Source organism: Kordiimonas lipolytica (assembly GCF_001550065.1).
In genome coordinates, this window is the sequence record NZ_LRUB01000013.1 from 62,142 (window position 1) to 86,910 (window position 24,769).

Consider the following 24,769-nt stretch of genomic DNA (forward strand, 5'->3'; position numbering starts at 1 on the left):
ATAGGAGAGGCTGAGCAATGCCAAGCCTTAAGGATCTAAAAGTCCGCATCAATTCGGTTAAGTCGACGCAGAAGATCACCAAGGCCATGAAAATGGTTGCTGCGTCGAAGCTGAAGCGTGCGCAAGAGGCAGCTGAGGCTGCCCGCCCGTACGCAGAGCGGATGGAAAAAGTATTGACTGGCCTCGGCGCTTCCGTCGCTGGCCAGCCAGGTGCTTCGCCGCTTCTGGTGGGGACTGGCAAGGACGATGTGGAACTGGTTATTGTTTCCTCTTCAGAGCGTGGCCTCTGTGGTGGTTTCAATACCAACATCGTCAAAGCCGCCCGTGCCCACATCAGAGCGCTGATCGCAGCTGGCAAGACGGTCAAAATCCTTTGCATCGGCAAGAAGGGCTACAATGTCCTTCGCCGTGAATTTGGTGATAAAATCATCGACGTGAAAGACATGTCGGCTGTCAAGAAGCTTGGCTTCGCTGACGCCCAGCCGATCGCCCAGGAAGTCCTGGCCATGTTCGAGCGTGGTGAATTTGATGTTGCAACGCTGTTTTATGCGAAGTTCCAGTCTGCCCTGGTGCAGGTGACAACCAAGCAGCAGCTCATCCCGGCTCCGATGCCGGAAGCGGCCAACGAAAACGAGGGCGCGGACGAGCTTGGCGGTGCGGCATATGATTACGAACCAGACGAGACAGCGATCCTTGACGATCTCCTGCCTCGCAACGTGGCTGTGCAAATCTACCGCGGTCTTCTTGAAAATGCTGCGTCCGAACAGGGTGCGCGTATGACCGCAATGGATAACGCAACGCGGAATGCTGGCGACATGATTGATAGCCTGTCCATCACGTACAACCGTACGCGTCAGGCGAACATCACCAAAGAACTGATCGAAATTATTTCTGGCGCTGAAGCGCTTTGAGTTTGATTACACGAAGGAGTGTAAAAAATGGCTAAGAATACTGGCCGCGTAACACAGGTAATCGGTGCGGTTGTCGACGTACAGTTTGACAATGAACTGCCGGCTATCCTGTCAGCGCTGGAAACTGAAAACAATGGCTCCCGCCTCGTTCTCGAGGTTGCCTCTCACCTGGGCGAAAACACCGTTCGTACGATCGCAATGGACGCGACCGACGGTCTGGTGCGTGGCCAGGAAGTAACTGACACGGGCGCTCCAATCTCTGTACCGGTTGGTCCTGAGACGCTGGGTCGCATCCTGAACGTGATTGGCGAGCCAATCGACGAGCGTGGCCCAGTTGGTCACAAACAGGTTGCCCCAATTCACGCTGAGGCACCTTCTTTTGAAGACCAGTCAACCGAAGCTGAAGTCCTCGTGACAGGCATTAAGGTTGTGGACCTCCTCGCGCCATATGCGAAGGGTGGTAAGATTGGTCTGTTCGGTGGTGCCGGTGTAGGCAAGACCGTACTGATCATGGAACTGATCAACAACATCGCTAAAGGCCACGGTGGTTACTCTGTATTCGCCGGTGTGGGTGAGCGGACGCGTGAAGGTAACGACCTTTACCACGAGATGATCGAATCCAAGGTTATCAACCTTGAGGGCGAGTCCAAAGCCGCTCTCGTATACGGTCAGATGAACGAACCTCCAGGAGCCCGTGCACGTGTGGCCCTGACCGGTCTGACCCTCGCGGAATACTTCCGTGACCAGGAAGGCCAGGACGTTCTGTTCTTCGTAGATAACATCTTCCGCTTCACGCAGGCGGGTGCAGAGGTGTCCGCACTTCTGGGCCGTATCCCATCTGCTGTGGGTTACCAGCCAACACTGGCAACTGACATGGGTGCCCTGCAGGAGCGTATTACCTCCACGAAGAAAGGCTCGATCACGTCCGTACAAGCGGTTTACGTACCTGCGGATGACTTGACCGACCCTGCACCAGCAACTTCGTTCGCACACCTTGACGCAACAACAGTTCTGTCGCGTCAGATTGCGGAACTTGGTATTTACCCAGCTGTGGATCCACTCGACTCCACCAGCCGTATTCTTGACCCACGCGTTCTGGGCGACGAGCACTATGCAGTGGCTCGTTCCGTTCAGGAAGTACTGCAGAAATACAAATCCCTGCAGGACATCATCGCGATCCTGGGTATGGACGAGCTTTCAGAGGACGACAAACTGGTTGTGGCACGTGCCCGTAAGATCCAGCGTTTCCTCTCTCAGCCGTTCCACGTGGCAGAGATCTTCACCGGTACACCTGGTGAGTTCGTATCCCTCGAAGACACCATCAAGGGCTTCAAGGCGATCGTTGCCGGTGAATACGACCACCTGCCAGAAGCTGCCTTCTACCTTGTAGGCAACATCGAACAGGCTGTCGCGAAAGCTGAAAAACTGGCTGCTGAAGCCGCATAAAGAAACGGGACAAGGACATCATGACCGATACCCTTCACTATGAAATCGTCTCTCCTGAGCGCCTTCTGAAAGACGCAGAGGCAGCGATGATTGTAGTGCCAGGCACCGAAGGCGATTTCGCCGCGTTGCCAGCGCACGCGCCCATGATGTCCACGATCCGTCCTGGTGTTGTTGAGATTTTCGAGACCGAAGGCGGCGAGCCTGAGCGTCTCTTCGTCAAAGGCGGCCTGGCGCAAATCAGCCCGGCTGGCCTGACGATCCTCGCTGAAGAGACCCTGTCTCTTGAAGATGTGGATCTGGACGATCTCAACACGAAAATCGCGAATACCCGCGAAGACATCGAAGACGCCAAGGATGATGTGGAACGCGCAGGCTTGGAAAAAGAGCTGGACTGGATGGTCGCCCTCGCGGACATCGTCGCTCACTAAGCCTAGCCAATCGGCGAAAGAATAAAGAAGCGCTGCCCCATCCGGGCGGCGCTTCTTCTTTGTGGGGGCCTGATAGTTACCCGCGGTCCTTCGACGGGTCTTCCCACACGCGCAGCCAGGCCTTCATTTCCGGGAATTTGGGGTGGGCCAGCTCGCCCTCCACTTCCGGCATGCCCGTCAGGCCCATCCAGGCGAGTAAGGGCACACCCGGCCAATGGCCGTCGCGGTAGATGCCTGCCGTGTGGGTGCCGCCGCCCTTGTAGCCGTGATCATGAAACACCACTTCGGGTTCAATCTCGCAGGCGACCGCAGCGGCGTATGACCAGGCCTGGGCCGCGATCTCTTCGCCCATGTCTGCACCGGCGTCAGCGAAACAGTCTTCGCGCTGGCTGGGCTTCATAACGGCGATATGCCCGGCCTCATGCAGCAGGTCGCCCGGGTACTTCATGCGGGCTGGGTCATAGACCAGCTCACCATGCTCTACCCTTATGCCGGGCAGGAACGTATCGTCCGGCAGTTCGCCTTCGCGCGTGGTGATGCCAATGCCGTTCAGGAAGTCGGTGATTTTCTTGGTAACTGTCTTGTTGTCCATAGCCCGATTGTCGCCCTTAAGGTGAAGTCAATAAACCTTATGGCGACGCGGGCCCGTTTGTCGAGGGCGGGTTCGGCGATTGCTGGCCTGAAGGGTTGTATGGGCGTGGTGACGCGCCGTTTCGGCCTATCCCAGCAGCTGTTTCACCACTTCGGTATAAACAGTGCGCTTGAAGGGGACGATTTCCTCCACCAGCATGTCTGGCGTGGTCCATTTCCATGCGCTAAATTCCGGGTGGGCTGTCTCGATATTGATGGCATCATCGCCGGCTGTCAGTTCCATCAGGAACCAGCACTGCTTCTGGCCGCGGTACTTGCCGCCCCATGCCTTGCCCAGAAGGTGTGGTGGCAGGTCGTAGGTCACCCAGTCTTCGGTCTGGCGCACAAGCTTCACCTGATCCGGTGCAACGCCGATCTCTTCTTCAAGCTCACGCAGGGCTGCGACTTCCGGTGCTTCACCCGCATCAATCCCGCCCTGGGGCATTTGCCAGGCACCGGGCGTGTCGATCCGCTCGCCGGTGAAGACAAGGCCATTGGCGTTCACCAGCATGATCCCCACACAGGGGCGGTACGGCAGGTCTGTGGTCATGAAGCTTATCTCGGCAGGGGTTGCTGGTTGGCTACCGCGCTGATGGGCACCAGCACGAAACCACGGGCCTCAAGCCCCGCGGCCCAAACCTTGACGGCATCGATCGTGACCGGGTAGGGGCGCCCCATACCAACGGCATAATCAAGCGTGCGGGCCCGGCTCTCAAGTTCGGCCAGTTGCTTGGAAATCTCGCCAGGGTTCACGTTGTCGTCGATATAAGTGTTGTTGATGGCTGTGGGCATACCCAGGTCACGCCCCATGGAAGCTGCCCTTGAGTATTGCGACGCGCGGCTGTCCAGGAACATCAGGCCCCGGCGGTGCAGTTCTTCTAGCACCGGGCGCAGGCTTTCGGATGCAGCGGTGAAGCGCGAGCCCATATGGTTCACAACACCCACATAGCCGGACATGCGGCCAAGCGACGCTCGCAGCAAATTGACATTCTCGCGCGAGGACCGGCTGGTCAGAAGCGACAGCGGTCCCGGGTCATTCTGCGGATAGTTCACCGGCTCCATCGGGATCATCAGCAATACTTCGTGGCCCGTGCGGCGGCTTTGCACGCCCCATTCGAACCCGTCGGATGAATAGGGTGAAAAGGCAAAGGTGACAGCCGAAGGCAGGTCAGAAATCGCGCGCTGGGTGCTGTTCCTGCGCATGCCAAGGTCGGTGATCACAATCGCAATCTTGTGCAGGTACCGGTTGCGCGGCATGGGGGCGGCATATTCGTCAAACGGGCGGCGCCCTTCCGTGGAAATACGCGGCAGTGGCCCCTGGTTGGTCTGTTCGATCAGGTCCGGGTTCGGTTCCACGCGAATGCCGCTGGAAATCTGTGCCCGTGAGGTCGGCTGGGTCTGCGGCGTTTCAACGGGGCGGGACAGGCCTGTGGCCATGTCCTGCTGCATCGCAGGCTGATCGTCGGCCCTGTCTGGTGCTGCGTCTGGTGTTGTTGCTGGCTCATCGGCTGGTGTGTCTGTGTCCTGATGGTCACTGACGACAGGGGCAGGGCCTTCTTCTTCGACCGCAGGTTCCTCGTGGGACGACGTCTGATCGTCTGCCGGCTGCGTCTGGTCTGGCTCATGGCTGGTGCCATTGTCGGCCATCTGGTGTGTGTCAGCAGCGTCCGGTTTCGCGTTCGGGTCATAGGACAGTTCAAAGTAAACCGTTCCCCCGACAACGATAATCAGGCTGATGGCCCAAGCGGCTAGAAGAGCATTAAGACTGGACGGCACGATCGTGAATCCCTCTTGAGTTTTCAGTCATGCCGTCCAATACGGCGCATGAAGTCTTTTAGCGGACCTCGGCAACCTGTGATTTTGGAAGGCCTGACATATTCTTCAGTAGCTTAATCGCATACCTGAGCTGTACGTCAACCTGTTCGTCGCTGGTTTCGTTGGTTTCGCCAACATTGTCCACTTCATCGGTCATTGCCTGGGCATCATATTCGCCGTCGAACTCGCCGGTGCGGTCGATGCTGTCCTGGTCATTGGCAATGTGGCCCTGCAGGTCTGCCTCGCGGCGTGGGTTGCCGCGCTGGCCCGCAGGCCGCGGGAACAAGACTTCAATGTCCGGCTCAACGCCGCGTTCCTGGATCGACTTGCCGCTTGGCGTATAGTAGCGCGCGGTCGTCAGCCGGATGGCGCGGTCGCCCGCGCGGCCCAGGCGGATTTCGCTTTGCACCGTGCCTTTGCCGAACGTCTTGTCGCCCAGCACGATGGCGCGGCGATGATCCTGCAGCGCACCAGCCACAATTTCAGATGCAGACGCGGAATAGGCGTTGGTCAGCACAACAACCGGCAGGCCGTCCAGCATGTCGCCGGATGTTGCGTACCAGCGGTTATTGTTCTGGCGGCGGCGACCGCGGGTGGAAACAATCTCACCGCGGTCAAGGAAGGCATCAGACACACGGATCGCTTCGTCAAGAAGGCCGCCCGGGTTGTTCCTCAGGTCAAGGATCACGCCGTCGAGGTCTGGGCCCAGTTGCGCCTTGATGGCTTCGATGGCTTTTTCAACGCCGTCGCCGGTTTGCATGTTGAAGGTGGTCACGCGGATATAGCCGATGGTGTCGTCTTCAATGCGGTGACGCACGCTTTGCACCATGATCTTCTCGCGGACGATCGTGATGTCGAACGGGGCGTCATAGCCTTCGCGCACAACCGTGACCACAATGGGCGCACCCACAGCGCCGCGCATCTTCTTCACGGCTTCGGTCAGCGTCTTGCCCTGGATGGCTTCACCGTCGATATGGGTGATATAGTCGCCGCCCTTGATCCCGGCCTTGTCCGCCGGGGTGTCATCAATGGGGGAGACAACCTTCACCACGCCTTTTTCCATCTGAACCTCAATGCCCAGGCCGCCATATTCGCCTTCCATCTGGACGCGAACCTGCTGGTAGATATCAGGATTCAGGTACGTTGAGTGTGGGTCAAGGGAGCGAAGCATGCCCTGGATGGCCGCCTCGATCACTTCCCGATCGTCAACTTCGTCAACATATTCGGACCGGACGCGCTCGAAGATACGCATCAGCAGGTCAAGCTGCTCATAGAACTCATCCTGGTTCTTGCGCGTGTCTGCCTGCACGGCTACGGGCGCCATCAGCGCTATCATCAGCGCCGTCACCGTCCCGGTAATAAGTTTCCGCATGTTGACACCTTTCTTTATGTTCTTACTCAAAACCCGCCCGCGTTACCGCGCGGATGCTGTTTGCCTGTTCAGCCATGGGGCCGGGTCAACCGATTCCCCATTGCGCCTCAGTTCCATATAGAGCTCCGCGAGCGCCTTGTTGTCGCTCATGGAACCCACGGGTTCTCCCGCCAGAACCCATTGGCCCACCACGGCCTGTAAGTCCGTCAGCCCGGCCAGAAGGCTATGGTAGCCGTCCCCGTGCGAGATGATCAAGAGCTGGCCATAGTTCCTGAACGGTCCCGCAAATACGATCTGGCCGTCATAAGGCGACACGATCTGGGCACTTTGCCGCGTTTTGATGCGGATACCCCGCACATGCACGGCGCCTTCAATTTCCCCGAACCGGGCGACAATCGACCCGATCGCCGGATAGGTCAGGCGACCCTTCATCCGGGTAATCGGCGTCCTGAGCGTCGGCGCGGGCAGGGGAACCACCGGCTTTTGCCTAGGGCTAACAGGAACCGGCGCAACCTGCTTCCGTTTTGCGGCCTGCTGTTCCAGTTTTTCGACCAAATCCCTAAGGCTGGATGCTCTTTCCGCGATTTCCGCCAGTTCCTTGGCCAATCCTTCGGCCTGCACGGTCGCTCTTTGGGCTTCCGCTTTCCGCTTATCCAAGAGTGAACCAAGTTTTAGTTGACGTTGGGTTAATTCTGCCAAGGTATTTTTCAGTGCGAAACGCTCCTGGCTCAAGGCTTCCTGCAGCGATGCAAGGATGCCGAGCTCCTGCCGCAGTGTCTCTGTCTGGCTGTTGATCTCCGGCACCAGATTGCCCATCAGGGACGCGGTGCGCGCCGTCGTGATGGCCTCGCTGGGCTGCACAAGCGTGAAGGCGACAGGCCTTTTGGACAGGCGCTGCAGCGCGGACAACAGTTTCAGCAGCTCGCCGCGGCGGGCGTCCAACTGGTCTTTCTTGGCTGTGGTCTCTGCTTCCAGGTCCTTGATGCGGTCTTCAAGACGCAGGGCTTCTTCTTCGCTCATGCGAATGTCACGGGCCGCGGCCACCAGGTCTTCGGAAAGCTGCTGTGCTTCTTCCGCGGCTTCCTTGGCCGCTTCTTCAAGCGCGAGACGCTGCTTTTCCTTGGCTTCCTGCTCGCGCTCCAGCCGTTCCAGGTTCGATTCTGCCGCATCCTTGCGGTCCTGCGCGCTTGCCAGTGGCGCGGCAAGGCAAAGCGCCAGCACGCTGGCGCCTAACAGGCTATATGCTCCTGCTTTACGCAGTGGCCCGGTCCTCTTGCGTGGCCGCCCCAGCGGTCAGCAGGTTATGGCCTGTCATCTCAGCGGGTTGGTCTATGCCCAGCAGCGCCAACATGGTGGGTGCCACGTCCGCCAGGCGACCGTTCTTCATGCCCTTGTCGCTGCCAATCAGCAGTACAGGCACATCAAAGCTGGTGTGCGCCGTGTGGGCCTGGCCGGTGCTTTCGTCCTTCATCATCTCAACATTACCGTGGTCTGCGGTCACAAGCATGGCGCCACCGACCTCAAGGATGGCTTCTTCAAGCCGGCCGATGCAGCCGTCGATGGTTTCAACCGCCTTGATGGCGGCCGAGAGCACGCCGGTGTGTCCAACCATATCGGGGTTGGCGTAATTGACAACGATCGCGCCATATTTGCCGGACTTGATCGCTTCAACGAGCTTGTCTGTCACCTCAGGCGCGCTCATCTCCGGCTTCAGGTCGTAGGTCGCGACGTCTGGCGATGGCACCAGAATGCGGTCCTCGCCTTCAAACACGCCTTCGGACCCGCCGTTGAAGAAGAAGGTCACGTGGGCGTATTTTTCGGTCTCCGCGATGCGGAGCTGGTTGATATGATTGTCCGCCAGCACCTGGCCGAGCGAATTGTTGATCTCTTCCGCCGGGAACAGCACGGGCAGGAATTCATTCAGCGCGGCTGAGAATTCCACCATGCCAGCGACGGCTGCGAACTTCGGCAGCGTGCCGCGCTCGAACCCGTCAAATGCCGGGTCGACCATGGCGGTCAGAATCTCACGCGCGCGGTCTGCGCGGAAGTTGGCCATGATGAAGCCGTCACCGTCTTTCATGCCTTTATAGTCGTCAATGGTGGTGGCGGCGACGAACTCATCGTTCTCGTCGCGGGCGTATGCGGCTTCAATGGCGGCCTTGGCGCTATCTGCCTTCTGTTGGCCTTCGCCCGAAACCAGTGCGTCATAGGCCTTTTTCACCCGGTCCCAGCGCTTGTCGCGGTCCATGGCCCAGTAGCGGCCCGTGACCGTGGCGATCTTGGTGTCCGCAGCATCTTTGATATCTGCTTCGAACTTGTCGAGGAACTCAAGCGCGGAACGGGGCGGCGTGTCACGGCCGTCCATGAAGGCATGGATGCGCACAGGCACGCCAGCGTCTGAGATGATATTCGCCAGCGCCGCGATATGGTCCTGGTGGCTGTGCACGCCGCCGGGGGACATCAGGCCCATCAGGTGCGCCGTGCCGCCGGACGCTTTCATCTTCTCAACGAAGGTCACCAGTTCCGCATTCTTTGCAAGATCGCCTGTTGCGACTGCTTCATCGATGCGGGGCAGGTCCTGCAGAACAACGCGGCCGCCGCCCAGGTTCATGTGGCCAACTTCACTGTTGCCCATCTGCCCGTCCGGCAGGCCCACGGCAAGGCCGCTTGTCGCAAGCCACGCGCGCGGCACGCTGGTCCACAGCCGGTCATAATTCGGGGTATTTGCCAGTTTGATGGCATTGTCGGCCGTTTGATCGCGATAGCCCCAGCCGTCCAGGATACAAAGGACTACGGGTTTTGGTGTCGTGCTCATGAACTTACTCTTTCCACATGCGTGCTATGTTTGAAATCAGTTTTGGCCTTATTTTGCGTCAGTATTTGGGCATTTTAGTCGCGATGGTAAGGATGCCCAGCATTAATTGACCATGCGCGGTAAATTTGTTCGGCCAGCATGGCGCGCACCATCATATGGGGCCATGTAAGCGTGCCGAACGCCAGCTTCAGGTCGGCTTTCTGAAGCACGCTGCGGTCCAAGCCGTCGGCCCCGCCAATCACAAAAGCCACATGGCTGATGCCGGTGGCCTGCCATTCGTCAATCTTGCCCGCGAACTGGCGGGACTTCAGCGCCTTGCCGTGTTCATCAAGGGCCACCAGCGCGGCGCCAATGGGCACAGCCGCCAGGATGCGCTCGGCTTCACGCGCCTTGCGCTCAGCCGCATTTGCCGCCTGCTTCTTGATGTCGATTTCCGTGATGTCGGCCTTCCACGGCAAGCGCCCCAGATATTGGGTCACAAGGTCCATCTCTGGTCCGCGCTGCATACGGCCAACTGCAATGATTGAAATCAGCAAAATCGCCTCTTCAGGGCCATCCCGGCCCTGTTACCCTCAAGCCCTGGGCGCCAATACATCCGGCGCCTGACTGATCACCCAAGTCTGGTCACAGCTGACCCGGTTCAGTTAACCGTGTCGCCTTCCTCAATTTCGGTGCCCCACATTTTGTCCAGATTGTAGAAGCTGCGAACTTCTGGACGGAAAATGTGAACGATCACGTCACCGGCGTCGATCAACACCCAGTCTGCTTGTTCCTGACCTTGGACAACCATGTCTTTGTGACCCAGTGCCTTGAGGCCCTTGATGACATATTCAGCCAGTGCCGAAACTTGACGCTGTGAACGACCGCTTGCGATGACCATATGGTCCGCAATGCTGGTTTTGCCTGCCAAATTGATGGAAACAATGTCTTCCGCCTTGTTGTCGTCAAGGCTGGATATGACCGATTTGAGGAGATCCTCGGTTTTCACAACCGGGATAGGATCAGTGACGCTGAGCGTCTCCGATGAAGCTTGCAAGTACGTTTCCTTTCTACTTTGTGCCCGCCAGCCAGGTCTCACCCATCTGCTGACGAAGCTTTGTAGCCGAAGCCGGATGACGCGGTATCGTCAAGAAGGCCCAGGCCGGTGATCTGGACTTGCCAAGCTTTTCCGGGCTTACCCGGAAGCGCCCAAACACATGGGCGAACTTGGCGTTTTGTCCGGCTATAGAATACCCCGGACGGTCAAAAACCGCAATGGGCAGCGAACGGGCAATTTCCTGCCAGTTCGCCCACCTGTCGAAGGTGGCCAGATTGTCTGCGCCCATCACCCAGATAAAGCGGGTGTGGGGCATCAGTTTCTGGAGCGCGGCAATGGTATCTGCACTAAAGCGCGTGCCCAGCCGCACCTCGATATCGCTCACCAGCATGCGCGGATGGTCACCCACCAGCGCCTTGATGCTGTCAAAGCGGCGGTCAAACTCGGCCATATGGTTCGCGTCCTTCAGCGGATTGCCGGGGCTTACCAGAAACCACACTGCATCAACGCCCAGGCGCTTCAGACATTCGCGCGCCACGCGGCGGTGCCCCTTGTGCGCCGGGTTGAAGCTGCCGCCATAAAGCGCCACGGTACGCCCGCGCCACTTGGCGGCCTCAGGCAAAATTATGTTACGGTTCCGTAACAAGCCTTTTATGGCCTTGTCTGTCCGCTGCCGCGAACCTGATACTTGAAGCTGGTCAGCTGCTCAAGCCCCACCGGGCCACGGGCATGAATGCGGCCTGTTGCGATGCCGATTTCAGCGCCCATGCCAAACTCGCCGCCATCGGCGAACTGGGTGGAAGCATTGTGCATCACGATGGCGCTGTCCACTTCGCGCAGGAACTTCTCAGCCGTGGCTTCATCTTCGGTGATGATGCTTTCCGTGTGGCCGGAAGAGTTTTCCGCGATATGGGCAATCGCGCCTTCCACCCCATCCACGAACCGGGCGGAAATGACGGCATCCAGATATTCGGTTTTCCAGTCAGCGTCTGTTGCCGGTTTCACCCGGTCATCCAGCATCATCATTCGCTCGTCGCCGCGCACTTCGCAGCCTGCATCGAGTAAGGCGCCAATCACGAAGATGGCTATGGCTTCGGCGTCTTTGTCTACCAGAAGGGTTTCGGCGGCACCGCAAATGCCGGTGCGGCGCATCTTGGCGTTCACCACAACATCCAGCGCCTTCTGGGGGTCTGCCGCCTTGTCCACATAGACATGGCAGATGCCTTCAAGGTGCGCGAACACGGGCACGCGGCTTTCGTTCTGCACGCGTTCCACCAGCGAGCGGCCGCCCCTGGGCACGATGATATCAATCAGGCCTGTCATGGTCAGCATTTCGCCCACCGCCGCGCGTTCGCGGGTGGTCACCAGCTGGATGGCGTCTGTGGGCAGGCCTGCGGCCTCAAGCCCTTCCTTGAGACAGGCGTGGATTGCACCCGAAGAATTCAGGCTGTCGCTGCCGCCTCGCAGGATCACGGCGTTGCCAGCCTTCAGGCACAGGGCGCCTGCGTCTGCTGTCACGTTCGGGCGGCTTTCATAGATCACTCCAATGACGCCGAGCGGCACGCGCACGCGTGCGATCTTCAGCCCGTTGGGGCGGTCCCATTCGGCCATGGTGTCGCCCACCGGGTCATCGAGTTTGGCAATGGCCTCCAGGCCCTTGGCGATAGCGATGATGCGGCTGCGGTCAAGCGCCAACCGGTCCATCATGGCGTCACTGAGGCCCTTCTCGCGGCCGTACTCCAGGTCTTTTTCATTTGCTTCCAGAATGGCAGGCACGTTTTTCTTGAGCGCGTCTGCAGCTTTCAGAAGCGCCTTGTTCTTGGCGTCGGTGGAGGCGAGCGCGAGTTCAGCCGCAGCAGCTTTCGCGCGCTTGCCCATCTCCTGCATCATCGTGGAAATATTCTGAATATCGTCCATCTCTTCCTCCGTTAAAGTAATACAAGGTCGTCGCGGTGCACCAGCGCCGACCGGCCAACATAGCCCAGAATATCATAGACATCCTGCATCTTCCGGCCCTGGATCTTGGTGGCGTCGATATGGTCGTAGGACACGAGGCCTTGGCCCACCAAATGCCCGTCCGGGCCCATCAGCGCGACCAGGTCCCCGCGGTCAAACCCGCCGTCCACTTCCGTGACACCGGCAGCCAGAAGGCTTGCACCTTTCTTGAGCGCGGCGACTGCGCCCGCGTCGATATGCAGATAGCCCTTCGGTGCCATCAGGCTTCTGATCCATTGTTTCCTGACTGTCAGCGCGTCTGTCGTGGCCGGGAACAGGGTGGCGCGTTCGCCGCCCATGAGCCGCTTGATCGGGTGCGCATCCTTGCCGTTCATGATGATCATGGAACAGCCGCCAGCCAGCGCGATCTTGGCGGCCATCAGCTTGGTGATCATACCGCCCGTGCCGGGGGTGACCTTGGATGGCGGCCCCGCCATGGCCTCAACGTCGGGCGTGATCGCCTCAACCCGGTCAAAGAATTTGGCGTTCGGGTTTACTGTCGGGTCGCTGTCATAAAGGCCGTCGATGTCGCTAAGCAGCACCAGTGTGTCCGCGCCCGCCATCTGCGCCACGCGCGCCGCCAGCCGGTCATTGTCGCCAAAGCGGATCTCGGATGTGGCCACCGTGTCGTTTTCGTTGATCACCGGGATCACGCCGCGCTCCAGCAGTGCCTCAACCGTGTTGCGGGCATTGAGGTAAGAGGGGCGCTCCTCCAGTTCATGGATGGTCAAGAGGATCTGGCCGATCACCATGTCGTGCTGCTCGAAAAGCGATTGATAGGCCTGCGCCAGGCGAATTTGCCCCACACTTGCCGCAGCCTGGGCCTCTTCAAGACGCTGCGGGCGGCTGGTGAAACCAAGCGGAGCCATGCCCATGGCGATTGCGCCAGAGGACACCAATATCACCTGGACCCCTTGTGCCCTGAGGGCCGCAACATCTGATATGAGCGCAGCCAGCCAGATTTTTCTGAGCCCACGGGTGTCCTTATCAACAAGCAGCGCGGAGCCGATCTTGATCACAAGACGGCGTGCTGACTTCAACCCTGATAAGGCACTCTCCATGGGGAACATTCCATTCGCTTAGATGGGGGACCAGCTGCCACCGGTTGATGAGCTGTCGTCCTCATCGGAGCCTTCTTCTTCAACATTGCGGTTGGCAATGTCTTCCTTGACCACGTCCCAAAGGGCGGAAAGCACTTCGTGCACGCCCGCGTGCGTGGCACCCGAAAGCACCATTACAGGCCGCGCCGCCGCGTCCTGCAGGGCAACGCGCTTGTCTTCCAGCTCGTCCTCAGGGATAGCGTCGCATTTGTTGAGGCCGACAATCATGGGCTTGTCCCGAAGGCCGCCGCCATATTCGGTCAGCTCTTCCATGATGGTCTCATAGGCCGCGACCACGTCTTCCTGCGTGCCGTCCACCAGATGCAGCAGCACGCCGCAGCGCTCCACGTGCCCCAGGAAACGGGTGCCAAGGCCGTGGCCTTCGTGCGCACCTTCAATCAGGCCCGGGATGTCCGCCAGCACAAATTCGTTTTCGCCCACGCCCACGACGCCCAGCTGCGGGCTGATGGTGGTGAAGGGATAATCCGCGATCTTCGGCTTGGCGCGCGAAACGGCAGACAGGAAAGTGGATTTGCCGGCGTTCGGCAGGCCCACAAGCCCTGCGTCCGCGATCAGCTTCAAGCGAAGCACCACATACATTTCCTCGGACGGGCCGCCCGGTGTGGTGCGCCGGGGCGCGCGGTTGGTGGAGGATTTGAAGTGAGTGTTGCCAAGCCCGCCTTCGCCGCCCTTGGCCAGCACCACGCGGTCGCCAACCTTCGCGAGGTCAGCGATCTGGAATTCCATGTCTTCGTCGTAAATCTGGGTGCCGATCGGCACCTGCAGCACAAGGTCCTGGCCTGATGCGCCGGTCATGTTCTTGCCCATGCCGTGCTGGCCTTTTTGCGCCTTATAGTGCCGCTTGTAGCGGTAATCGACGAGCGTGTTCAAGCCCGCGACCGCTTCAACGACCACATCGCCGCCCTTGCCGCCGTCCCCGCCGTTGGGGCCGCCGAATTCGATATATTTCTCACGACGGAAGGAAACACAGCCGTTCCCGCCTGCGCCGCTTTGAACAAATATTCTGGTCTGGTCAACGAATTTCATGGGCCGCTTTTATCAGATTGGGGGCGTTGGCGGAAGCCGCACGCCCCGGGGTTTGGGCAATTATTTTTTGCGCCTTGGGATATCTTGGCATTGCCAAGACGGATAACACGAGAAAAGGCGGACCGCTGGCCCGCCTTTTCCAGAAGTTTTCAGCAAATTTGCTGGGCCTTAGCCTTCTACAGAAACAAACGCGCGACCGCCTTTGCCTTTGGAGAATTTAACTTGGCCTTCGGTCAGAGCGAACAGGGTGTGATCTTTACCCATGCCTACGTTCTCGCCCGGGTACCATTTGGTGCCGCGCTGACGAACGAGGATGTTGCCGGGGATCACGTTTTCACCACCGAATTTTTTTACGCCCAAACGGCGACCTTCAGAGTCACGACCGTTACGGGAACTACCACCAGCTTTTTTATGAGCCATTAGAGTACTCCTTTTTCTTTAACGAGGCCGCTTACTCAGCCGCTGCTTCTTCAGTCTTCTTCGCTGCTGCTTTCTTTGCAGCGGCGCCTGCGATCTTCGTCACGCGCAGTACAGTGATCTCCTGACGGTGACCAACCTTACGGCGATAGTTGTGACGGCGCTTCTTTTTGAAGACCGTGATTTTCTTGTCTTTCTTTTGCTCAAGTACCTCGGCGGTTACTTTGGCGCCTTTAACGAGTGGCTCGCCAACTTTGATGCCCTTGGCATCGCCAACCATCAGAACTTCGTCGAGGGTGATTGATTTGCCAGCTTCGCCATCAAGTTTTTCAACTTTGATCACGTCGCCTTCGGCTACGCGGTACTGTTTACCGCCTGTCTTTACGACTGCGAACATATCTGTTCCTTCTCTATCTTCGCGCCGCAGCAAACCGGATGGGCCTAACCCTTTGAAGCGCCTCATACTTTGGGCGGTTTCCGCTGGCTTTTTTCAAAAGCAAAAGCGGCGGAAGGAATCAGGCTCCTGCCGCCAACTCGCGCGCAATATACGGATATGGCCCTAAGAGTCAATCATTTATCAGGGTCACGGTCCGTTGTGGTGATCATCTTGTCACTTGATGGTGATTAGGAAAGGGGAGATGAGCTGCTGTAGAAAAAACAGCAAAGCCAGATAGGGAGCCCTAGAATATGGATACGGTTATTGGTGCAGTAGTGCAAGCGGGGACACCCCTCTTTGATAAGGCGCGGACGTTCGAAAAATTGCGTGACCTGATCGGGGACGCCGCAAAGCGCGGAGCAGCGCTTGCGGTGTTCCCTGAAGCTTTTGTCGGGGGCTACCCCAAGGGGCTGGATTTTGGTGTGCGGCTGGGGTCGCGATCAGCCGAGGGGCGGGACATGTTCCGCCGCTATGCCGAGCAGGCCATCACCGTGCCGGGCCCGGATGTTGACACGATCAGCGAGGTGGTTGCGGATGTGGGAATCCATGTGGTTCTGGGGGTGGTGGAACGCGACGGTGGCACCCTTTACTGCTCTTCGCTTTATTTCAGCGCAACCGGCAATTTTTTGGGCAAACACCGAAAGCTGATGCCAACGGCGCTTGAGCGGGTGGTGTGGGGCTTCGGCGACGGCTCGACGCTAGCGGCACCTGCGACTGATATTGGGGTCCTTGGTGGCGCCATCTGCTGGGAAAACTATATGCCGCAACTTCGACTTGCCATGTACGGCAAGGGTGTGGAATTTTACTGTGCGCCCACGGTGGACGATCGGGATGTCTGGTTGCCGACAATGCAGACGATTGCGCTTGAAGGCCGCTGTTTCGTACTTTCCGCCTGCCAGTATATGGAGCGCGGCGATGGCCCCGCAGACTATCACCCCATTCAGGGCGACGCGCCCGATACGGTGCTTATTCGGGGCGGCAGTTGCATCATCTCGCCGATGGGGGAGGTGTTGGCTGCCCCCGTTTTCGGGCGTGAGTGTATCCAGACTGCCGAGCTGGACAAGGCGGATATCACCCGCGGCAAGTATGATCTGGATGTGGTGGGACACTATGCCCGGCCGGATATTTTCTCGCTTTCGGTCAACGAGAATCCGCAGAAGATCGTGAAGCCCTGAAAATAAAGAAGCAGGAAAACTGCCTGTTTTCCTGCCTCAACTTTTGCTTGGCTGTGGGAAAGGCCTAGCCGCACACCCGCGCTTTGGCTGCGGCATATTCATCCGCCAGCCGGTCAACCATCTTGGCAGCCGGAACAATCTCCTTGACCGCACCAATGCCCTGGCCGCAGCCCCAGATGTCTCTCCATGCTTTGGATTTTTCAGAGCCGCCTGAACCGAAGCTCATCTTCGACGGGTCGCTTTCCGGCAGGTTCTTCGGGTCAAGGCCCGCGGCCTCAATCGATGGCGCCAGATAGTTGCCGTGTACGCCGGTGAAAAGGTTCGAATAAACGATGTCGTCCGCGCCATAGTCCACGATGGCCTGCTTGTAGCGCTCGTCAGCGTTGGCTTCCTCTGTCGCGATGAAGGCCGAGCCGATATAGCCAAGGTCTGCGCCCATGGCCTGGGCCGCCAGCACCGCGCCGCCGTGGGCGATGGAGCCTGAAAGCGCCAGCGGGCCATCGAACCATTCGCGAATTTCCTGGATCAGCGCAAAGGGCGAAAGCGTGCCCGCGTGGCCGCCCGCACCCGCCGCCACCGCGATCAGGCCGTCAGCGCCCTTTTCAATGGCCTTCTTGGCGAAGCGGTTGTTGATCACGTCATGCAGCACGATACCGCCATAAGAATGAATCGCTTCATTCACTTCCGGGCGGGCGCCAAGGGAGGTGATCACCACCGGCACCTTGTATTTCACGCACATTTCCACGTCATGCATCAGCCGGTTGTTGGACTTGTGCACAATCTGGTTCACCGCAAACGGGGCTGCCGGCTTGTCCGGGTTTGCCTGGTTATGGGCGTCCAGCTCATTTGTGATGCGCTGGAGCCATTCCTCAAGCACGGGCTCTGGCCGGGCATTGAGTGCCGGGAAGGAGCCAACGATGCCCGCCTTACACTGGGCGATCACCAGGTCCGGGTTCGAGATGATGAAAAGCGGGGACCCGATCACCGGAATCCGAAGGTTAGAAAGCTGTGTCGGTAGCGCCATGAAATGTCGTCCTGCTTGCCGATTGAACTGATAAGTTAATGTGAGGGTAGGCTCATCGCCGCGCCCGTCAAATTCCATAGCCAAGAAAATAGGATACTGGACCAATTAGTCCAGTAAATAATTGCTGTTCATGCGCGGCTACAAATTTCGCCTGGATTTCCCCTTGATCGGGCAGGGGCGTTGGGGTAGGGTGCGCCGCCGTCACCCCAAGGTGGGTGGCCATGCCCCAATGCGGAGAGTTGCCGGAGCGGTCGAACGGGGCGGTCTCGAAAACCGTTGTGCGCGCAAGCGTACCGAGGGTTCGAATCCCTCACTCTCCGCCATTTATCCAATGAAATCAATGTTTTGATGGAGTTTATTTGGTCTTACCCATAAATATACCCATTCTTTTTTTGCCAACTTTTCAATGCCGTTTGACGTTTGTTTGATAATTTAGGTGGATGGTGTCGAAGTAGCCATTGCCTGGTTATGCGGGCGACCAGCTTATAGTGCTCAGTTAACTTTTGTGATTATGTAGTCTTCAAAATGGATCGTGTTAATGCTTGGATCATCGCTAGAAATCTCCAATTGCTCTGGAGTTTCACTGGTCCCGATAATGATCTGTCCACCAGCCTGTTTCGTTACCAATTGAGCATCCTCAAGTAACGCTCGCAAACTAAGGTCCTCGACCTCTTGTTGCCCCGGTTCATCTAGGATCAACAATCCAATATGGTTGGCGGACTTTGTACCTGAAAATTCAAAAAGCGATAACAGGAAGGCCCACTTGAGGCGAATGCCATCACTAGCAGACATTTCGAAATTAAGTTCCGCTTCGACCATGCCAGATGCAGTATCTACTTCAACGATCGGTCGGAATGTATCCCTAGATATCTTTACCTTGTGAGGCGGGTATGAGCGAAAACCAAACCGATCAAGCTTCTGCCTTAATGACTCTTCAAAACCAGCCAGTTTGGTCAAGTCTGCCTTACTAAATTGTGCAGAAGGGATTTCTTTGAGCTGGCCCATGACATCAACGTACTCTTTGGCAGAATCATGTAGCACCTCCAATAACTCATAGAGCGTGCTTTCCAATGAAGCCAACTTGGCTAACTCTTGTTCGGTAGTAACAATTTTTCGGATATGGCTAGCGGATAGTCCTTGACTTGAGCTTATCAGTGTTGACCGAATTGACCTTAGCTCAGACCTCAGACGCTCTTGATCTTCGTGACAAGCAGATAATTGAAGCTGATATGCTTCAAATTTTTGCCCACTACTTTCCAACATTGATTGATACATAGACCTCTGAGAGTCCAAGAAATTGATGTTCTCTTCCAATGCCATTGCCTTTGAAGACTGTTCCGGCAACAGCTCAAACTCTATGCCTTGGTGACAGGTTGGGCATACCTGCCCTTGATCACCTTCTTGCCCAATCAAAGAACCGAAATTCTTTAGTTTCAAAGCATCCCTGTTCTTGCGAAGATCGTCGTTGATCGCTGACAGACGCCTTTCAATGCTGGTGTGTTCTGCCTTCTCCCTACTAAAACGCCCGTGCAACTCCACTGCATCCACTGCAATCTCATCAAGCTTATTGGTGAGCTCTTCTAGACGACCTTCTAGTGCAGACTTCTCTTCGCCGACAGTTGGCGCATCCTGTGCATTTAGGTCTTCTAGTAGGTCCATCAGGTGCAGCTGGTACGAGTCTATTGCAATCCATTCGCCCATCCGAGGAACCAAGATGTCAAAATCGTCTTCCAACAAAAATTCAGCAGAAGGCTCTACTGGAAGCCCCTCTAGTTTCACAATATCGCGGCGAGCAATTGCTGCCATTTCGCCACGCGTATGTTTCCACTGCCGACTGACACCTTCCAGTCTGTCTTCAAGGACCTGACGCTTTAGCCTCCATTTCTGAGCATCTAAATTCAGGACAAATTCAAAAGCGCGGAGAGCCATGTCTTGAACACGCAAATGAGTAGGAAATGGTCCTAGGGTCGCGGACCATCCTCTTTTTTGTTCTACGAAGTAAAATGGGAAGAGCGTTTCAAGGTATAAGAGTACTTCCTTCCCCTCATAGGTTTGAACATAGGGCAGTTCAAGGTTGAGAAATTCGGTAAGAAACCGATGAAATCCGGCCTCCCTTTGAGCCGCTCCCGGGTCAAAAGTGAAAAAGTCTTTTCTGGGAAGGCGGTTGCCTGGGCCAGATAATTTGGGGCCCATCCATACTTGGATAAGCTTGTTATCCTTCTCCCCCACTACGTGGCGCATTACTGTAATAGTTTCACCAGCGGCATTCTGCATCTCTAGCATAACGTATGATGCAACAACTGTTTCCGGTCCTGGCAATAGTTCTTCTCTCATGACATATGCTAGAGGTACTTCTCTCCTGGGACTCAACATGCGCTCCAACCCCAGTACATAGACGATTGCCTGCAAGCACGTAGACTTGCCGCTGGTATTTCCGGCACTCAAAACGTTTAGTCCGGGACCTAACGGTAGATCAGTTCCGAATTTCCCGTTCCGAGTAAGGACCCTAAGTCGAAGATGACGTAATGTAAGTGACATCAACTTGCCCTCATTTTCACGATGTCCTGAACCAGGCCTTCAGTAATGGTCCTCTTCCAAATTCCCAGAAATGCCTTTTCTGTCTCAAATATACTTTCATCTTCGAGCAACCTTTCTGCCAGGTTCCGTCCTGCTTCTGTCAAACTATATGACGGTACCGATCCGCCAAAATTCCGAACGATCAGCCCTTGGCCTACGGCAAAATCCAAGGCCCTACCTAAAGCAGGTTCGACTCTCAGGTTCCAGGTTTTGAAACTGAGCTCTTGGCTCAAGACCGCTCCAAAAGTATCCATGTTACGCTTCGTTCGCAGCACGTCGCTAACAAGATGTACCTTTGGGAGGCTTGCTTTTCCGCCACGCGAATGAGCTAAGATGAGAACTACCAGAGAGATACGCCAATTTCTCCGCAGATCACCGGGTACTGGGACTGGACGCACATTGAATCTAAAACTGTCAACATCAGGGAGCAGCTCTCTAAGTAGCATTCGACATCTCCGGAAAATCTAACGGGCACTCCATCAACCACGACACGACGGCGCCTAGCGCTATCACGTCAATATCGTGGCCGGCCAATTGCGTCTGTTGAGACGATAGGTAATCCTTTATCGCGTCAATTTGCTCTTCTAGGATTGACCTTGGGTTTGTTGACGCCGGCCCTAGAGTTTCCAATTTTGATCGTGCTCTTTGAACTGCCTTAGACGCCTCCTCATACATGTCAGGAAACTGTATTCTAAGATCGTCCATTAGGTTTTCACCCTCTAGATGCCTCTTGATGTGGTTTTGGAATCTCTTGTTGAGCGTCGTCTCTTCTAAGTCTGGAAATCCGCGCTGCAGTTTCTTAAGAAGCGTCTGGGCCAAAACCGCGTTCTCATCAATCCAGGGCGAAACATGATCATCCGACACCGTGGGCGGTTGTATCGAATAGGATTGGCCGGCCTTTCTTCGAAGTTGCGTAATTTGAGTAGCAAAGTCGCTCTGATCGTGGACCATTACCTGAAAACTAGCATCAATAAAGGGCAGTCCGTATCCTCGAACCTTATTTGAGTAGCCTGGCAGCGCCAATGTAACGCGCTTTGAATCCATCAATGGAACCACAAGTACCCAGCGTTTGATTGGCAACCCACTAAACAAGGTGGTGAGCGAGGACTCGTACTTTTTTAACTTATTGATATCTTTATTGATTTTCGCTCTTATTTTGTGTACACGTACGTCCTTGGTTGTTGGGTGTTCTGGGGCGTAACATTGATAAATGGTGCCTTCGTGATTGGAATAAAATTCTATCCCTAGGTCGCCTCTATCTTGGTGAGGAACCTTCACGACATTTGTTGGCTTATAGCGAAGCTGAAGCAATCGGTGACAAAAGTTCTCCCAGTCGTCACTGTCCCAACTGTATTGATATTCTTCAGCCAAAGTAACGGGCCCCACACAATTTCGACATCGTTACCAACAATTGCTGCAAAGAAACAATTCGTCAACAAGTTGTTTCTATTCAACTAATCGGACAAGAGGAAATTAGAGCAAGTTAAACCTTCTTTTCGGATTCACCTTCGGGCCGAGGGGTAGTGCAAATTGAAGGTTGTCCTTGACGTGATGGAAGGGTTCATTTCTTGGCCATTTTCCCAATAAACAATTAGATGATTTTGTAGATTTTTAGTAAGCGGTGATTTTCCCCCACGTCTATATGGGAGCCAGTGACGCTGCTCTCAATCGGGCTATTGTGTTCACACCGGGTGGAGGAACTCGTTGGTTTCAATGGCCTTGAGGGCGGCTTTGAGCGATAAGCCCTGGTGGACAGGGAACCATTGGCCGGTATGGCGATGCCATTGGACATCGAACCTGTTTTGGCCGATCCAGTCGATGCGAACGAAGGGTGCATCGAACTCCTCACCGAGGTTCTCAGGAAAGCCCGACCGGTAGCGTTGCAGGAAGCGATACTTGCTGCCATGCCATTTCCCCTGGATATCGACGGGGTAATTGAAGGGTGTCTGATTGACGACCGGCAGGAAGCGCAGCTTTAGGACGGTGTCGATAAAGGTCTGGCATGTCGCGGTAATAGTGGCCTTTTCATTGGCTGACAATGTCATGGGGCACCCTCTGTTGTCGCAACTTTCCTGTTCCAGGGCAGCAGACCTTCGATGTCGGCCTGCCTGTGGCCGGTGACGATAGCCGAGAATGTCTGAGTGAGCCAAGCCTGGGGATCGACGGCATTAAGTTTGCAGGTCTCAATCAGTGACGCGATGACAGCCCAGTTCTGGGCGCCGACATCATGACCGGCGAAGAGGGCATTCTTCCGGTTCAGGGCAATTGGCCGGATCGTGCGTTCGACGGTGTTGTTATCGATCTCAACGCGCCCGTCTGTCAGATACAGGCTCAGCCCGTCCCAGTGCTTGGTGATATAGCCCAGTGCCTGTCCGAGCGGGGATTTGCCCAGCACCCGCGCCTGGCTTTGGTCAAGCCATATCTTGAAGGCGTCCATCAGCGGTGCGGCACGCTCTTGTCTGACCGCGAGGCGCACGTCAGCACTCTGGCCCCGGATGTCGGCCTCAATTCGGTAGAGGACGGCGATGCGCTTCAGGCCCTCTTCAGCGATCGGGGCAACATTGTTCTTTGCCACATCCATCAGCTTGCGGCGGGCATGAGCCCAGCAATAGGCGAGGTTGAGCGGCGCCTCCGCCCGTCTAGCAAGGCGGTTATAGCCAGCATACCCGTCCACTTGCAGTGTCCCCCTGAAGCCTGAGAGCATATCCTCACCATGCTGGCCACTTCTGCCCGGTGCATAAGAAAGGCCACCCCGGGTGGACCCTCGCCATTCCATGGCCGGTCGTCGCGCGCCAGCGCCCATAGATAGCCGGTTTTGGTCTTGCGCCGCCCGGGGTCCAGGACGGGCACCGGCGTCTCGTCCATGAAGAGTTTCGATGATCGCTTGAGCTGATTGAGCAGGCAGTCATACACGGGCCTGAGCTCAAACGCTGCCCGCCCGACCCAGCCAGCGAGTGTCGACCGGTCGAGCTTGATGCCCTGCCGGGCATAAATCTGGCTCTGGCGATAGAGCGGGAGATGATCGGCGTATTTGGAGATCAGAACCTGGGCCACTGTGGCTTCCGTCGGTAAGCCCCCTGGGATCAGGCGGCCTGGCGCAGGCGCCTGGACGATACCATCCTCACACGTCCGGCAAGCATAGCGGGGGCGGCGGGTGACGATCACCCGGAACTGGGCCGGGATGATATCCAGCCGTTCCGACACATCCTCGCCAATCGCATGCATGTGGCAGCCACAGGCACAGAGAGTGCTCTCGGGTTCGATGACCTCATCAATACGTGGAAGGTGCTGCGGCAGACTGGCGCGCTCACTCTTCGGCTGGCGAACCTTCTCCACAGCCTGGGCGGCGGTCTTGTCTTCGGTGGCGATGGCGACAATCCCAACCTCGATATCCTCAAGCGCCAGGTCATATTGATCCGGATCGAGCTTCTCGGAACGCCGCCCGAACATGGCTGCCCGGAACGCCTTCACCAGCGCCTCAAGCCGGGTGATGCAATCCTCCTTGGCGGAGATCACGCCTTCCTTCTGGATGATCACAGCTTCCTTCGCGGCAAGCTCTGCTGCCTGGGCGATAATCATCGCCTTCAGGGCTTCGGTATCATCGGGAAGGTCGGTCTCTTTGAACATGATCAGACCATAGCAAAACAGCGGCCCGAGCGGCAGGATTATTGTTTCCCTGAGTCACTCTGCCGCAGCTATCCAGAGACTTTGTCAGACCTTCGGTGTCCTCGCCCGGAGCGGCGTCACCCGCCGCCAGTCGAGACCGGCGAACAAAGCCTCAAACTGGGCATGGCTCAGCGTCATCATGCCCTCGTGCACCTCGGGCCAGGTGAAGCTGTGCTCTTCCAGCCGCTTGTAGGCCAGCACCAGACCGCTGCCGTCCCAATAGAGAAGCTTCAACCGGTCGGCCCGCTTCGCCCTGAACACAAACACCGTGCCCGTGAAAGGATCCTTCCTGAGCTCAGACTGGACCAGCGACGCCAATCCGTCGTGGCCCTTGCGGAAGTCCACCGGCTTCGTCGCTACCAGGATACGCACCCGATTGGATGGGAAGATCATGCCCCAAGAGCTCCGAGCGCCTTGGCGATCTCGGCAATCCGCGCCGCTGGCGTTGCACCGTCAAGCCGTACCGTAACACCGCCCGAGATGACATCGACCGTGCCAGCCAGGATGGGCGCAGACCCCGACCGGGACGGCGCATCGTCCTCCACACAGACAGGAGCAAAGAAGCCGACCTCGTCATCCTCCGGCAGCACCAGCTTGCCCTGTCGCGCCAGGCGTCGCCAGGTCGACAGATGGTTGGGACGAAGGTCATACCGCCGAGCAACACCATCTACCGTCGCGCCCGCCCTCAACGTCTCCGCTACAATCCGCGCCTTCACCTCATCAGGCCATCGCCGCTGACCCTTCGGCGTCATGACAATCTGCGAAACGACATCACTCTCACGCTGTAGCTCCATATGGCCTCCCATGGACAAAATCACTCCCTGCACCTTGTGGCAGATCATGAACTCATACGGAACGTGGGGGAAAATCACCGCTTAC

At 57.0% G+C, this 24,769-nt stretch carries 24 protein-coding genes, 1 tRNA gene and 1 pseudogene; 5 read left to right on the forward strand and 21 right to left on the reverse strand.

Going from position 1 to position 24,769, the window contains the following annotated elements:
* Nucleotides 1-17 precede the first annotated feature (17 nt).
* Genes KORM41_RS07425 through KORM41_RS07435 form a run of 3 tightly spaced genes read left to right on the forward strand, consistent with a single transcriptional unit; the run spans nucleotide 18 to nucleotide 2,785 of the window.
* Nucleotides 18-911, forward strand: a complete 894-nt coding sequence (locus KORM41_RS07425; RefSeq protein ID WP_068146906.1) for a F0F1 ATP synthase subunit gamma — start codon at nucleotides 18-20, stop codon at nucleotides 909-911.
* A 27-nt stretch (nucleotides 912-938) separates the two neighbouring features.
* Nucleotides 939-2,357: a F0F1 ATP synthase subunit beta gene (gene atpD, locus KORM41_RS07430; protein ID WP_068146909.1), complete on the forward strand. Its 1,419-nt coding sequence runs from the start codon at nucleotides 939-941 to the stop codon at nucleotides 2,355-2,357.
* Nucleotides 2,358-2,377: 20 nt separating this feature from the next.
* Nucleotides 2,378-2,785 carry a F0F1 ATP synthase subunit epsilon gene (locus KORM41_RS07435; RefSeq protein WP_068146911.1) on the forward strand — a complete coding sequence of 136 codons (408 nt, stop codon included), beginning with the start codon at nucleotides 2,378-2,380 and terminating at the stop codon, nucleotides 2,783-2,785.
* A 76-nt stretch (nucleotides 2,786-2,861) separates the two neighbouring features.
* On the opposite strand, the gene KORM41_RS07440 is transcribed toward KORM41_RS07435, so the two are convergent.
* From KORM41_RS07440 to rplU, 14 genes are all read right to left on the reverse strand, one after another.
* On the reverse strand, nucleotides 2,862-3,377 hold the full coding sequence (locus KORM41_RS07440) for a hypothetical protein (protein WP_068146914.1): 516 nt from the start codon (nucleotides 3,375-3,377) through the stop codon (nucleotides 2,862-2,864).
* Nucleotides 3,378-3,503: 126 nt separating this feature from the next.
* Entirely contained in the window at nucleotides 3,504-3,965 is a 462-nt protein-coding gene (locus tag KORM41_RS07445; protein WP_068146917.1) for an RNA pyrophosphohydrolase, read from the reverse strand.
* Nucleotides 3,966-3,970: 5 nt separating this feature from the next.
* Nucleotides 3,971-5,191 (reverse strand): divergent polysaccharide deacetylase family protein, encoded by a 1,221-nt coding sequence (locus tag KORM41_RS07450; RefSeq protein ID WP_068146920.1) that lies wholly within the window; start codon nucleotides 5,189-5,191, stop codon nucleotides 3,971-3,973.
* Nucleotides 5,192-5,249: 58 nt separating this feature from the next.
* Entirely contained in the window at nucleotides 5,250-6,602 is a 1,353-nt protein-coding gene (locus tag KORM41_RS07455) for a S41 family peptidase (RefSeq protein ID WP_068146923.1), read from the reverse strand.
* Nucleotides 6,603-6,644: 42 nt separating this feature from the next.
* Nucleotides 6,645-7,823, reverse strand: coding sequence for a murein hydrolase activator EnvC family protein (locus KORM41_RS07460; protein ID WP_068146925.1), 1,179 nt, complete (start codon nucleotides 7,821-7,823; stop codon nucleotides 6,645-6,647).
* Between the two features lie 31 nt (nucleotides 7,824-7,854).
* Complete coding sequence (gene gpmI, locus KORM41_RS07465; RefSeq protein ID WP_068146928.1) at nucleotides 7,855-9,417, reverse strand: 2,3-bisphosphoglycerate-independent phosphoglycerate mutase; 1,563 nt, start codon at nucleotides 9,415-9,417, stop codon at nucleotides 7,855-7,857.
* Between the two features lie 74 nt (nucleotides 9,418-9,491).
* Complete coding sequence (gene rlmH, locus KORM41_RS07470; protein ID WP_068146930.1) at nucleotides 9,492-9,953, reverse strand: 23S rRNA (pseudouridine(1915)-N(3))-methyltransferase RlmH; 462 nt, start codon at nucleotides 9,951-9,953, stop codon at nucleotides 9,492-9,494.
* 104 nt (nucleotides 9,954-10,057) lie between these two features.
* Nucleotides 10,058-10,453: a ribosome silencing factor gene (gene rsfS / locus KORM41_RS07475; protein WP_068146935.1), complete on the reverse strand. Its 396-nt coding sequence runs from the start codon at nucleotides 10,451-10,453 to the stop codon at nucleotides 10,058-10,060.
* 13 nt (nucleotides 10,454-10,466) lie between these two features.
* Nucleotides 10,467-11,099: a nicotinate-nucleotide adenylyltransferase gene (locus KORM41_RS07480; protein WP_197421026.1), complete on the reverse strand. Its 633-nt coding sequence runs from the start codon at nucleotides 11,097-11,099 to the stop codon at nucleotides 10,467-10,469.
* Between the two features lie 5 nt (nucleotides 11,100-11,104).
* Nucleotides 11,105-12,370: a glutamate-5-semialdehyde dehydrogenase gene (locus KORM41_RS07485; protein WP_068146938.1), complete on the reverse strand. Its 1,266-nt coding sequence runs from the start codon at nucleotides 12,368-12,370 to the stop codon at nucleotides 11,105-11,107.
* 11 nt (nucleotides 12,371-12,381) lie between these two features.
* Nucleotides 12,382-13,509 (reverse strand): glutamate 5-kinase, encoded by a 1,128-nt coding sequence (gene proB, locus KORM41_RS07490; protein WP_068146975.1) that lies wholly within the window; start codon nucleotides 13,507-13,509, stop codon nucleotides 12,382-12,384.
* Between the two features lie 18 nt (nucleotides 13,510-13,527).
* The gene (gene obgE / locus KORM41_RS07495) at nucleotides 13,528-14,595 is read right to left on the reverse strand and encodes a GTPase ObgE (RefSeq protein WP_068146940.1); all 1,068 of its coding nucleotides are present in this window, start codon (nucleotides 14,593-14,595) and stop codon (nucleotides 13,528-13,530) included.
* 168 nt (nucleotides 14,596-14,763) lie between these two features.
* Nucleotides 14,764-15,015 (reverse strand): 50S ribosomal protein L27, encoded by a 252-nt coding sequence (gene rpmA / locus KORM41_RS07500; protein ID WP_068146943.1) that lies wholly within the window; start codon nucleotides 15,013-15,015, stop codon nucleotides 14,764-14,766.
* Nucleotides 15,016-15,046: 31 nt separating this feature from the next.
* On the reverse strand, nucleotides 15,047-15,409 hold the full coding sequence (gene rplU / locus KORM41_RS07505; RefSeq protein WP_068146946.1) for a 50S ribosomal protein L21: 363 nt from the start codon (nucleotides 15,407-15,409) through the stop codon (nucleotides 15,047-15,049).
* 290 nt (nucleotides 15,410-15,699) lie between these two features.
* On the opposite strand from rplU, the gene KORM41_RS07510 reads away from it, so the two are divergent.
* Entirely contained in the window at nucleotides 15,700-16,623 is a 924-nt protein-coding gene (locus KORM41_RS07510; protein WP_068146949.1) for a carbon-nitrogen hydrolase family protein, read from the forward strand.
* Nucleotides 16,624-16,687: 64 nt separating this feature from the next.
* On the opposite strand, the gene KORM41_RS07515 is transcribed toward KORM41_RS07510, so the two are convergent.
* Complete coding sequence (locus tag KORM41_RS07515) at nucleotides 16,688-17,647, reverse strand: NAD(P)H-dependent flavin oxidoreductase (RefSeq protein ID WP_068146952.1); 960 nt, start codon at nucleotides 17,645-17,647, stop codon at nucleotides 16,688-16,690.
* Between the two features lie 233 nt (nucleotides 17,648-17,880).
* Between KORM41_RS07515 and KORM41_RS07520 the strand changes: the two genes are divergently transcribed.
* Nucleotides 17,881-17,970, forward strand: a tRNA-Ser gene (locus KORM41_RS07520).
* 169 nt (nucleotides 17,971-18,139) lie between these two features.
* On the opposite strand, the gene KORM41_RS07525 is transcribed toward KORM41_RS07520, so the two are convergent.
* The 6 genes and pseudogenes from KORM41_RS07525 to tnpA form a co-directional block, all read right to left on the reverse strand.
* Nucleotides 18,140-20,056, reverse strand: coding sequence for a hypothetical protein (locus tag KORM41_RS07525; RefSeq protein ID WP_231727201.1), 1,917 nt, complete (start codon nucleotides 20,054-20,056; stop codon nucleotides 18,140-18,142).
* A gap of 603 nt (nucleotides 20,057-20,659) precedes the next feature.
* The gene (locus KORM41_RS07535; RefSeq protein ID WP_068146960.1) at nucleotides 20,660-21,595 is read right to left on the reverse strand and encodes a hypothetical protein; all 936 of its coding nucleotides are present in this window, start codon (nucleotides 21,593-21,595) and stop codon (nucleotides 20,660-20,662) included.
* Nucleotides 21,596-21,906: 311 nt separating this feature from the next.
* Nucleotides 21,907-22,269, reverse strand: coding sequence for a DUF3024 domain-containing protein (locus KORM41_RS07540; protein WP_068146672.1), 363 nt, complete (start codon nucleotides 22,267-22,269; stop codon nucleotides 21,907-21,909).
* Nucleotides 22,266-23,851 (reverse strand): annotated as a pseudogene (gene tnpC / locus KORM41_RS07545) (IS66 family transposase). Before tnpC ends, KORM41_RS07540 begins: the two are co-directional and overlap by 4 nt.
* A gap of 84 nt (nucleotides 23,852-23,935) precedes the next feature.
* Nucleotides 23,936-24,283, reverse strand: coding sequence for an IS66 family insertion sequence element accessory protein TnpB (gene tnpB / locus KORM41_RS07550; RefSeq protein WP_068146674.1), 348 nt, complete (start codon nucleotides 24,281-24,283; stop codon nucleotides 23,936-23,938).
* Nucleotides 24,280-24,684 carry an IS66-like element accessory protein TnpA gene (gene tnpA, locus KORM41_RS07555; RefSeq protein ID WP_197421011.1) on the reverse strand — a complete coding sequence of 135 codons (405 nt, stop codon included), beginning with the start codon at nucleotides 24,682-24,684 and terminating at the stop codon, nucleotides 24,280-24,282. Before tnpA ends, tnpB begins: the two co-directional genes overlap by 4 nt.
* Between the last annotated feature and the right edge of the window lie 85 nt (nucleotides 24,685-24,769).